Raw genomic sequence first — 11,160 nt, forward strand, 5'->3', positions numbered from 1 at the left:
GCAACCTGCCCCCGCTACAGGAAGAATCGGGGTGCGTGCCGCCAGGGCGGTGCGGTGGTGAGACGCTGCACGGGGTCGCGCGCACAATACGGGTGACGCGGTCCGTACGGGGAGGTGGCAGGGCAAGTGGTGGATCAGCTGACGCAGCACGATCCGCGGCGGATCGGGCCGTTCGAGGTGCTGGGACGGCTGGGTGCCGGCGGCATGGGGCTGGTCTATCTGGCGCGCTCGGCGTCGGGCCGGCGTGTGGCGATCAAGACGGTGCGGACGGAACTGGCCGAGGACCAGCTCTTCCGGGTCCGTTTCACGCGCGAGGTCGAGGCGGCCCGCGCGGTGTCCGGCTTCTACACGGCGGCGGTGGTCGACGCCGACCCGCGTGCCGCCGTGCCGTGGCTGGCGACCGCGTACGTTCCCGCGCCCTCCCTCGAAGAGATAGTGAACGACTGCGGACCCATGCCGGTCCAGGCCGTCCGCTGGTTCGCCGCGGGCGTGGCCGAGGCCCTGCAGTCCATCCACGGCGCCGGGCTCGTCCACCGCGACCTGAAGCCCTCCAACGTGCTCGTCGTCGAGGACGGGCCCCGCGTGATCGACTTCGGCATCGCGTCCGGCGTCTCGAACACGCGTTTGGCGATGACGAACGTCGCCGTCGGGACGCCCGCGTACATGTCGCCCGAGCAGGCCAAGGACTCGCGCAGCGTGACCGGCGCGAGCGACGTCTTCTCGCTCGGCTCGATGCTCGTGTTCGCCGCCACCGGGCACGCCCCGTTCCACGGCGCCAACCCCGTCGAGACCGTCTTCATGCTGCTGCGCGAGGGCCCCGACCTCTCCGGACTGCCGGATGACCTGCGCCCGCTGATCGAGTCCTGTATGCAGATGGACCCGACCGCTCGCCCCAACCCGGCCGACCTCCAGGCCCAGCTCGCCCCGCACCTCTTCGGCTCCGGCTCGGACGACAGCGGTACGGCGTCGGCGTGGCTGCCGGAGAAGGCCGTCACCATGATCGAGACCCGTCGGGGCGGTCGCCCGGCGCCCAAGCCGCAGACCTCCTCCGGCCGCAGCGGGGGCGGCCGCCCCACCGCCCCGGCCCCCCCGCCCCCGCCGCCGTACGACCCCGCGCCCGTCCCCGTCGGCGCCCCCGACACCGGGCCGGTGCGGCTCGCCGGCGGCCAGGTGCCCATCGGGCCCGGGCCCCGCGTCGCGGACGCCCGTGCGGCCGCCGTGAAGGCGCCCCCGCCCGAGGCGGGCCTGGCCGCGTCCTGGTCGCGGCCGCGCGCCGGCGTGAACGGCGCCGACCCCGCGCCCGTCGCCGCCCCGCCCGCCACCCCCGAGTCGGCGCCCTCCGGCTGGCGCCCCTGGCGTTTCCGCATGTCGAACGATGTGTGGGGCACCCCGTCCGTCGCCGACGACCTCGTCTACGTCACCTCCTTCGAGGTGCACGCCCTGGACGTGGCGACCGGCCGGCGCCGCTTCAAGACCCGTGACGTCGCCTGGTCGATGGCGGTCGCGGACGGCCGTATCCACGCCTCCGACGGACCCACCCTCTTCGCGCTCGACGCCCGTGAGGGCGGGGACCTGTGGCGGCTGTCGACGGACGCCTGGGTCTACTCCCTGAAGGCCGACCGGGGCACGGTGGTCACCGCCACCCGCGGCGGCGGCGTCCAGGGCTGGGAGGCGTCCAACGGGCAGAAGCTCTGGGAGCTGACCGGCGCCCAGACCGACTTCGAGACCCCCGAGGCCGGTCCGGTCGTCCAGGACGGCACGGTCTACGTCTGGAAGGACGCCCGGCTGCGCGCGCTGGAGGCCCGCACCGGAGACGAGCGCTGGTCGTACCCCATCGGCGATGCGGCCTCCTGCGGCGGCGTCCCGGTCCGGCTCGCACCGGCCGCCGACGGCTATGTGTACATCTCCGCCGGCAGCCGCGTCCTCGCCGTGGACATCGCCAGCGGTCATGTCCGCTGGCACTTCGAGGCACCGGCCGTGTTCCTCTCGGCGCCCACGTTCGCGCCCGGCCCCGCCGTCACGGGCGGCGGCGTCTACCTCGCCGACTACCTCGGCACGGTCTACGCCCTCGACGCGACCGACGGCCGCGACCGCTGGCGCATCGCCACGGAGTCCCGCTCCTCGCTGGAGCCGGTCCTCGTCGCCGCCGGACACGTCCACGTCGGCAGCGGCAAGGGGCTCTACACCCTCGACGCGGTCACGGGCACACCGAAGTGGCGCTTCCAGGCGGGCGGCGAGATCGTCGGCGCGCCGTCGGTGGCGGAGGGCCGCATCCACTTCGGTTCGACGGACCACCTGCTGTACACGCTGAAGGCCGACGACGGCCGCCTGCGGTGGAAGCTCGCCACGGGCGGGGAGATCACCGGGTCGCCCGTCGTCAAGGACGGCGTCGTGTACGCGTGCAGCAAGGACCGGTGCGTGTACGCGCTGGACGCGGAGAAGGGGACGGGGACGGCCCGGACCTCCTAGCACCGCCAAAGCCATCTCCCCCCGGCCCACGCACGCACCGGACGTGACGTGGGCCACAGGCCGTGAATCTCCGCTCCTCCTGTAAGAAGTCGGCCGCCCCGCGCATTGCTCGGTGAGACAGCCGATACGAGGGGATGGCGCGTGACTCATGCGCAACGCTTCAGGGACATCTACGAGGAGTGCTATCCACGCGTCCTCGCCTACGCCACCAGCCTGGTGGGACGGCAGGTGGGGGAGGACATCACCAGCGAGACCTTCACCGTGGCCTGGCGGCGGGTACGGGACATCCCGCGCCCCCCGCTGCCCTGGCTCCTGGGGGTCGCCCGCAACCTGGTGCGCGAACTGCGCCGCCGCGACGCCCACCAGTACGCCCTCGCCGCCGCGGAGGCACAGCAGATCGGCCGCGGTGCCCGCGGCGAGACCGGTGACGTCGCGGCGGACGTGACCGAACGGGACGCCGCGCTGCAGGCGCTGGCGAGCCTGTCCGAGGCCGACCGTGAGCTGCTGACACTCATCGCCTGGCACGGGCTGAGCGCCCGGCAGGCCGCCCGGGTCCTGGGCTGCACCACCGCGACGCTGACCGTCCGGCTGCACCGGGCCCGCCGCCGTCTGGAGAAGGCCCTGGATCCGGCACACCCGGCACACCCGGCGCACCCGGCGCACCCGGCGCACCCGGCCCCGGCGGCCCCCGTACGGAAGGCGCACTCCACGCCGCCCGTCCCACCCGCATCCCCCACACCGCCCGTACCGCCCACACCCCACGCGCCCCAGGCCCCTGGCCGCACCGATCGCAGAGGAGCACTCACGTGAAGGACACCCACGGACGGTCCGGGCGGCCCGACGTCATGCAGGTGCTCGCGGACGCGCGCCCCGAGGAACTGGACCCGGCGAAGCTCGCGGACTCCCCGCGGCAGCACGCGGACCTGGCCCGCATCCTCGCCCGGTCGACGGACGGCCGCGCGGCACGTTTCCGCCTCCCGGAGCGACTGCGGGGCGGCATCCGGCCGTTCGGGACCGTGGCCGCCCTCGCGGCCGTCGCCGCGTCGGCGGTGGTCGTGAGCACCCTCGACCGCGACCCGCTCGGCACGAGGCCGGGCGCGCCCCCGCACTCCTCCTCCGCCGAGGGGCCGGACGCGTCCGCGCCGGACGGCCGCCTCGAACTGCTCAGCGCGGCCAGGAAGGTCGGCACGGCGGACGGCGAGGGAACGTACTGGCAGACCACCACCCGCTCGCAGGACGTGAACGTCGTCGGAGCGGAGGGAGGCGAGGGACCGTTCCTCGCCGTGCGCGACACGGCGACCTCCCAGTGGTCGGTGGGGGTGCGTCCGGGGACCCGGAGCCTGCTGGTCTCCGGTCTGGACGCCGAGATCGCCCCCCGGACCAAGGAGGACGCGGCACGCTGGCGGGCGGCCGGCTCCCCTCGGACGATGCAGGCGGAGGTCCCCGGCAACGAGGCGGGCGGCACGCTCGGGTACACGATGGGGCCCCGGCCGCCGATGGTCATGCGCACGGACGCCGACGAGAAGATCTACGCGCTCGGCCCGCGCAACGCCTCCTACCAGGACCTGCTCGAACTCCCCTCCGACACCGCGGAGTTGCGGCGGGAGCTGGAGCGCCGGCACGGGCAGGACGAGGGCGCCGAGATCAGCGACCGCACGGCCTACGTCCTGCGTCAGGCCGCCGACCTGATCACGATGCCGGTGAAGCCCGCCGTCCGGGCCGCCGCGTACCGGGTGATGGCGGAACAGCCGGGCGTCCGCGGGCTCGGGCGGGTCACCGATCCGCTGGGGCGAAAGGGCACCGGCATCGCCTTCCCGGGCACGTACGCGACATCGCTGGGGAGTGTGGAGCAGCGGGTCGTCGTGGACCCGTCGACCGGCGGGCTGCTCGCCGAACTGCTCGTGCTGGTCGAACCGTCGGCCCGGGCCCGCGAGGCGGGTCTCGACGCCGGCACGACGGTGAACTACACGGCGTCGACCCGGACGGGCTGGTCCGACAGCCAGATCGAGGTGCCGGCGAACGCCCGGCGCTGAGCGGGGCCGCGGTCGCTCCTTCGAAGCACCCGGCGACGGAGGAGCGGCAGTGACAGGACCACGGAACCCACGGAACCCACGGACAGCAGGAGCACCGAAGAAGATGACAACTCCCTTACGACGCCCGGCCTTACCGGCCACCCGCGTGGCCACCGTCCTCGCGGTCTGCGCCCTCGCGCTCACCCCGTACGCCGCGCAGGCGCAGGCGCAGGCGCAGCCGCGACCGCAGCCGCAGGCACCGGCCCAGCAGCGGGCCGCCCTCGCCAAGACGCCCTGGAAGCTGTCGCTACGGCCGGCCGGGCCGGAGTCGACCGACTTCTACGACGTCGCCGCGACGGGCCGGAACGACGCGTGGGCGGTCGGCCGCATCCTGGACGACTCCTGGGCCTGGGCTCCGTCGGCCAAGCACTGGGACGGCCGCACGTGGAGCGACGTCCCGCTCGCCGGGACCGGCGGCAGACCCGCGCAGATGGAGGCGGTGGCCGCCTCGGGGCCGGAGGACGTCTGGGCGGCCGGTACCTACACGGACGTCGAGGTCGCCGCCGCACAGGGCGCTCGCGAGGCCGAACGGCTCCCCGACGCCCTCCTGGACCGGCTCCCCGACGCCGTGGCGAACCGGCTGCGCGAGGGCGCCGAGCCCCCCGGCGCGGCCAGTCCGATCGTGCTCCAGCACTGGGACGGCACCCGCTGGAAGCCGGTGTCGCGTCCGGGGCCGGCCGAGGGCTCGATCCGCTTCGTCCTGAACATGAAGTCGCTGGGCGCGAACTCCGTGTGGCTGACCACCCTGGACTGGAACCCGACGGCGACGGATCCCGCCCAGGCGTACGCCGGGCACCTGGAGCACTGGAACGGCCGCACGTGGAGCCGTACGGCACTGCCCCAGGCGCCGGACGGCGGCCCGGTGGAACCCTCGTCCATCGCCGGTACGGGACCGGACGACGTGTGGGTCAGCGCGCACAGCGAGAAGGACGGTGTCGCCAAGCCCCTGCTCCTCCACTACGACGGCCGCCGCTGGACCGTACGGCCCGTCCCCGCCCCGTACGCGTACGCCCCCGGCTGGGTGGCCAACCACGTCGTGTCGACGCGGCGCGGAACGGTGCACGTGCTCGGCAAGACCAACGATCCCCAGGTGCCGAGCGGCCTGCTCTCCGCCCGCTGGGACGGCCGCGGGTGGCGTCAGCTGCCCACTCCCACCGTCGACGAGGTGAACGCGTCGGGCGTGGACGCCTCGGGGAACGTGTGGGTCGCGGGCTGGCTGCCCGGGGGCGGTCCCCACACCGTGTTCTCCCGCTGGGACGGCACCGCCTGGACCGGCGAGGAGCTCCCGGCGGAACTCACCTCGACGAGCTGGGGCAGCACGGTCTTCGACATCGAGGGCGTCCCCGGCACGCGCGCCGTCCTGGCCGCCGGCATCGCCGGGTGCGAGAGCGCCATGGACTCCTGCGGCCTGGTGGTCTCCCGCGGGCTGGGCTGACGTCCCCCACCGCTGTGCGGGGTTCACCGCACCCGGTACCCACCCGGCCGGCGGCCCGTGAACAGCTCCGTCTGCCGGTCCGTCGGCAGGTTGCCCAGCGAGACGAGGTGCGGGGCGTACGCGAGGGCGTGTGCCCGTGCCGTCTCCCGGGCGGCCCAGCAGGCGCGGACCGTGCCCTGGACGGCCTCCGGCGGGTACCCGGCGATCACCTCGGCGCAGCGGAGGGCGGCGGTGACGGATCCGCCGGGTTCGGTCACCTCCGAGACCAGGCCCACCTCGTACGCCCTGCGGGCCGACATCCGCTCGGCGGTGCCCGTCAGGGCCATGCGCGTGGCCTCTCCGTACGGCATGCGCTGGGACATGAGGATCGACTCGAAGGCGCTGACCATGCCGTACGTGGTGTGGGGGTCGAAGAAGGTGGCCGCGGGGTCCGCGACGAGGAACTCCGCTTCGCCGAGGAGGTAGAAGGCGCCGCCGCAGGCCATGCCGTTGACCGCCGCGATCACCGGTTTCCAGAGGTCGTTGGATTTCGGGCCGACCCGGAGGAGGGGGTCCTCGATCGTGAAGGGGGAGTGCGGCTGGGGGACGGAGGACGCCGCCTCCCGGTCGAGGCCCGTGCAGAAGGCGCGGTCGCCGGCGCCGGTCACGACGACCGCCCGTACGGTGTCGTCGTGCCGCAACTCCTGCCAGGTCAGGGTCAGTTGCCCGACCGTGGCCAGGTCGAGGGCGTTGTGCCGCTCCGGGCGGTCCAGGGTGAGCAGGGTGACGCCCGTGTCCTTGTCCGTCGTGGTGCGCAGGGTCACGGCCGCTCCAGTACCCACTGGGGGAGGCCGTCGGCGGTGAAGACCACCTGGACCCGGGCGCCGATCCGCAGACGGTCGACGGGGACGGAGTCGAGGCGGGCGCCCGGCGCGCTCACCAGGTTGCCGACGAGGCGGATGCGGGGGGCGTCGGCGAGTTCGACGAGGACGACGTTGTACGGGGCCTGCTCGGCGTAGTCGGGGAGGAGGGGCGGGTGGGGCAGTACGTACGACCAGATGCGCCCCCGGCCGCCGACCCGGCGCCACGTCGTCGCGAACGAGCGGCAGTGGGGGCAGCAGGGCCGGGGCGGGAAGCGGAGTTCGCCGCAGTCGGCACACGCCTGGATGCGCAGTTCGCCCCGGGCGGCGTACTCCCAGAAGGGGGCACCGTCCTCGTCCACGGCTGGGGTCAGCATGTGCTCAACTCCTTCAACTCCGAACGGTGTTCAGTTCCTCAGCAGCAGGGCCGACGTCGGGACGCCCTCGCCCGCCGTCACCAGGCAGGCCGCCGCCCCCGGTACCTGGGCGGTGCTCGTGCCGCGCAGCTGCCGCACGCCCTCGTTGATCAGGTTGAACCCGTGGACGTACGCCTCGCTGAGGCCGCCCCCGGAGGTGTTGAGGGGCAGCCGGCCGCCGCTCTCCAGGGCGCCGCCCTCCGTGAACGCGCCGCCCTCGCCCCGGCCGCAGAAGCCGTAGCCCTCCAGGGAGAGGGGGATCAGCGCGGTGAACGCGTCGTAGATCTGGGCCACGTCGATGTCGTCCGGGGTGATGTCCGCGTGTTTCCACAGGTGCCGGGCGGCGGTCCAGGCGGGGCCGGTCAGGGGGTCGTCGTTCCAGTAGTTGACCATGCCGTGGTGCTGGGCGGGCAGGCCCTGGGCGGCGGAGTGGACATAGACGGGGGTGCGGCGGCAGTCTCGGGCGCGCTCGGCGGAGACCACGACGCAGGCCAACGCCCCGTCCGTCTCCAGGCAGTTGTCGAAGAGGCAGAGGGGTTCGCTGATCCAGCGGGAGTTCATGTACATCTCGCGGGTCAGGGGGCGCTCGTACATGATCGCGGCCGGGTTCTGGTTCGCCCGGTTGCGGCAGGCCAGGGCGACGTTGAAGAGGTGGTCGCGGGTGGTGCCGTACTCGTGCATGTGGCGGCGGGCGAGCATGGCGATCTCGTCGGCGGGGCGGAGCAGACCGTAGGGGCGGGTCCACTGCGCGGGGGTGGGGAGCTGGACCGTGGTGTTCTTCCACGGGCGGGGGCCCGAGCCGCGTTTGCGGGACCGCCAGGCGACGCCGACCGTGGCCTGGCCGGTCGCGATCGCGGCGGCCAGATGCGCGACCGTGGCGCACGAACCGCCGCCCCCGTAGCCGACCTTGCTGAAGAAGGTGAGGTCACCGAGACCGAGCGCCTTGGCGACCTCGACCTCGTCCGTCTCCTCCATCGTGTACGAGGCGAGCGCGTCGACCTCGTCCGGGGCTATTCCCGCGTCGTCGAGTGCGGCGAGGATCGCCCGGCACGCCAAGGTCCGTTCCGTCTCCGGCAGTTGCCTGGCGAAGGCGGTCTGGCCGATGCCGACGATCGCCGTCGCGTCCTTGAGCACGGCCATGGGAGCCATGGGGCACACCTCCGCACAGGCTGCGGAGCACACCTCCGCACAGGGGCTGTCGGCTGCTGACAGTCCGTCAGGGTACAGCTAATCTGACGGGTAGTCAGCTCATGCCCGGGCAGCACTTGGACACTGGTTTCTCGCTACGGAGGCTGCTGTGATCGGTGAGGTGGAGGGACGCGCGGACCTGGGACGGGAGGCGTGGGGGACCGTCCCCGGGCTGGTCCGCTCGGCGGCCCGGCGGTTCGGCGGGGACGAGGCCGTCGTCGACGGGCGTACGCGGGTGACGTACGCGGAGCTCGGCGCGCGGGTGGAACGCGCGGCGGCCGCGTGCGTCGCGAACGGCGTCCGGACCGGCGACCGGGTCGCCCTCTGGGCGCCGAACTCCCTCGACTGGATCGTCTCCGCGCTCGGCGCGGTCTCGGCGGGCGCGGTGCTCGTCCCGCTGAACACCCGCTTCAAGGGCGGCGAGGCGGCGGACGTGCTGGCGCGCAGCCGGGCAAGGCTGCTGTTCGTCACCGGGACGTTCCTCGGGACGTCGTACGTGGCCTCGCTGCGGCGGGCCGCCGGCGCGGACGGCGGGCGGCTGCGGGCGCGGGGCGCCGGGAGCGTGTGCGAGCGGCCGGGACCGCTGCCCGCACTCCCGCACCTGGAACAGGTGGTGGTGCTGGCCGACGACGCGCCCGCCGACTTCCGCACCTGGAAGGACTTCCTCGCGAGCGGCGACGGGGTGGGGGAGCGGGCGGTGCGGGAGCGGGCGGAGGCACTGACCGGGGACTCCCCGTCCGACATCGTCTTCACCTCCGGCACCACGGGCCGGTCCAAGGGCGTGGTGATCAGCCACGCGCAGACCCTGCGGGCGTACGAGGTGTGGAGCGAGCTGGCCGGGCTGCGCCGCGGCGACCGCTACCTCATCGTGAACCCCTTCTTCCACACCTTCGGCTACAAGGCGGGCGTGATCGCCTGCCTCATGCGGGGCGCGACGATGATCCCGCAGCCGGTGTTCAACGTGGAGACGGCGATGGCCAACGTGGCGGCGGAACGCGTCACCGTCCTGCCCGGCCCGCCCACCCTCCACCAGTCCCTCCTGGACCACCCCGCCCGCGACGACTACGACCTCGGCTCCCTGCGCCTCGTGGTGACCGGCGCCGCGGTGGTGCCGCTGCGTCTGGTCGAACGGCTGCGGGCGGAGCTGCGCGTGGACACCGTCCTGACGGCGTACGGCCTGTCCGAGGCGTCCGGCATCGTCACGATGTGCCGGCGTGGCGACGAGCCGTCGGTGATCGCCTCGACGTCCGGGCGGGCGATACCGGGGACGGAGGTGCGGGTCGTGGACCCGCTGGGGTCCGCCCTGCCCGCGGGCTCGCCGGGCGAGGTGCTCGTCCGCGGCTTCAACGTCATGCGTGGCTACTTCGAGGACCCGGCCGAGACCGCCCGTGCGGTCACCTCCGACGGCTGGCTCCGCACCGGTGACGTAGGTGTCCTCGACGAGGCGGGCAACCTCCGGATCACCGACCGCATCAAGGACATGTTCATCGTCGGCGGCTTCAACGCGTACCCGGCGGAGATCGAGCAGCTCCTCGGCCTCCACCCGGACGTGGCCGACGTGGCGGTCGTCGGCGTCCCCGACACCCGCCTCGGCGAGGTCGGCAGGGCCTACGTCGTACGCCGCCCCGGCTCCCACGTCACCGCCGACGACCTCATCGCCTGGTCCCGGCGCGAGATGGCCAACTACAAGGTGCCGAGATCGGTGGAGTTCATGAGGGAACTGCCGCGGAACGCGAGCGGGAAGGTGGTGAAGGGGGAGCTGCGGGGGCGGTGAGGGGTGGGCGGCGCGGGATCGTCCGCCTGCGCCCGCGCCTGCGCCCGTACGCGGCCGGCCTGCTACCGGTCGGCCGCCGTCCGTTCGGTCGGCTCCTGGCCGGGCGGTTCCTGATCGAGCGATCTCAGGGCCGTCGCGTGCAGGTCGCGGATCTCGTGCATCGCCTCGCGCCAGGCAGGGTCGTCGTGGCCGACGGTGCGGGCCGTGTGCTCCGCGGTGTGCAGGCGGGCGGCCGTGGCGGGGTGCCGGGCGATCTCGACGGTGACGGCCCAGGTTTCGAGGAAGCGCGTGATCGGGCCCAGGCTGCCCGTGCGGGCGGCCAGGGTGATGGCCTCGTCCTTCTGCCGGTCCATCTCGCCCAGGCGGTGCGGCGCGACCCGCGCCAGGGCCGCGCGCAGCGCGGGCGGGGTCCTCTCCGGCCGGGGCACGACGGGCGTGCCCGGCCCGGCAGGCGCTGTGATCATCCTCGTCCCTCCCTGAGCACCGCCCCCGGACACACCTCGGCCGCGGTGGCTCCCCCTCCGCGCCACCGCGGCCGATCCCCCGTCAGGAGAAGGTCTACTTGCCGCCCAGGTCCAGAGCCGGCGGGGCGGGCATGTGGCTGTCCTTGGTGGTGATGGTGTCGTCGGCGGGCGGGGCGGGCATGTGGCTGTCCTGCGGGGTGGCGAGGCCGCCACCCTCCTTCGGCGGGGCGGGCATGTGGCTGTCGAGGGTCCTGATCTCCTCGGCCGCCGTGCCCGCCGTGCTCGCGTCCTGCTTCGTCTTCTTGGTGCTCATTGCTGGTACCCCCATGAGATTGTCAAGCATTGGGCGGAACGCCCGTTCGGTAACTCCCCCGAGGGTCGCCGAACGGGCGTTCCCGGGGCGCTCACCCTATGGGTGAGGCCCACGAGACCCGCCTGCCCCCCGACGCGACGGATCGATGAATCGAAGAGTGGCAGCTGCTCATAAACGTTCGATGAACGCG

General features: G+C 73.8%; 10 protein-coding genes. 5 read left to right on the forward strand and 5 right to left on the reverse strand.

Translation table 11 applies throughout. The annotated features are described in order from the left end of the window. The first annotated feature begins 126 nt into the window (after window positions 1-126). The 4 genes from SCAB_RS24730 (at window position 127) to SCAB_RS24745 (ending at window position 5,976) form a co-directional block, all read left to right on the forward strand. Window positions 127-2,469, forward strand: coding sequence for an outer membrane protein assembly factor BamB family protein (locus tag SCAB_RS24730; protein WP_013002801.1), 2,343 nt, complete (start codon window positions 127-129; stop codon window positions 2,467-2,469). A 141-nt stretch (window positions 2,470-2,610) separates the two neighbouring features. Further along, complete coding sequence (locus SCAB_RS24735) at window positions 2,611-3,279, forward strand: RNA polymerase sigma factor (RefSeq protein WP_013002802.1); 669 nt, start codon at window positions 2,611-2,613, stop codon at window positions 3,277-3,279. Then, window positions 3,276-4,502: a CU044_5270 family protein gene (locus SCAB_RS24740; RefSeq protein ID WP_013002803.1), complete on the forward strand. Its 1,227-nt coding sequence runs from the start codon at window positions 3,276-3,278 to the stop codon at window positions 4,500-4,502. Before SCAB_RS24735 ends, SCAB_RS24740 begins: the two co-directional genes overlap by 4 nt. 103 nt (window positions 4,503-4,605) lie before the next feature. Further along, window positions 4,606-5,976, forward strand: a complete 1,371-nt coding sequence (locus SCAB_RS24745) for a hypothetical protein (protein ID WP_148274225.1) — start codon at window positions 4,606-4,608, stop codon at window positions 5,974-5,976. 23 nt (window positions 5,977-5,999) lie between these two features. On the opposite strand, the gene SCAB_RS24750 is transcribed toward SCAB_RS24745, so the two are convergent. From SCAB_RS24750 to SCAB_RS24760, 3 genes are read right to left on the reverse strand one after another with little or no spacing between them, the layout of a single operon-like run. Continuing rightward, window positions 6,000-6,779: an enoyl-CoA hydratase/isomerase family protein gene (locus tag SCAB_RS24750; protein WP_013002805.1), complete on the reverse strand. Its 780-nt coding sequence runs from the start codon at window positions 6,777-6,779 to the stop codon at window positions 6,000-6,002. Then, window positions 6,776-7,192, reverse strand: a complete 417-nt coding sequence (locus SCAB_RS24755) for a Zn-ribbon domain-containing OB-fold protein (protein WP_013002806.1) — start codon at window positions 7,190-7,192, stop codon at window positions 6,776-6,778. The genes SCAB_RS24750 and SCAB_RS24755 overlap by 4 nt, the downstream gene beginning before the upstream one ends. Before the next feature lie 30 nt (window positions 7,193-7,222). Continuing rightward, window positions 7,223-8,371, reverse strand: a complete 1,149-nt coding sequence (locus tag SCAB_RS24760; RefSeq protein ID WP_041669598.1) for a lipid-transfer protein — start codon at window positions 8,369-8,371, stop codon at window positions 7,223-7,225. Window positions 8,372-8,528: 157 nt separating this feature from the next. Between SCAB_RS24760 and SCAB_RS24765 the strand changes: the two genes are divergently transcribed. Beyond that, window positions 8,529-10,193, forward strand: coding sequence for a fatty acid--CoA ligase family protein (locus SCAB_RS24765; RefSeq protein WP_013002808.1), 1,665 nt, complete (start codon window positions 8,529-8,531; stop codon window positions 10,191-10,193). A 62-nt stretch (window positions 10,194-10,255) separates the two neighbouring features. Here the strand turns inward: SCAB_RS24765 and SCAB_RS24770 are convergent, their stop codons facing one another. Both SCAB_RS24770 and SCAB_RS48640 read right to left on the reverse strand, forming a co-directional pair. Beyond that, window positions 10,256-10,657 carry a DUF6247 family protein gene (locus SCAB_RS24770; protein WP_013002809.1) on the reverse strand — a complete coding sequence of 134 codons (402 nt, stop codon included), beginning with the start codon at window positions 10,655-10,657 and terminating at the stop codon, window positions 10,256-10,258. 94 nt (window positions 10,658-10,751) lie between these two features. Then, window positions 10,752-10,970 carry a hypothetical protein gene (locus tag SCAB_RS48640; protein WP_013002810.1) on the reverse strand — a complete coding sequence of 73 codons (219 nt, stop codon included), beginning with the start codon at window positions 10,968-10,970 and terminating at the stop codon, window positions 10,752-10,754. Window positions 10,971-11,160 lie beyond the last annotated feature (190 nt).

The sequence above is a fragment of the Streptomyces scabiei 87.22 genome (assembly GCF_000091305.1).
GTDB classification, from domain to species: Bacteria; Actinomycetota; Actinomycetes; order Streptomycetales; family Streptomycetaceae; genus Streptomyces; species Streptomyces scabiei.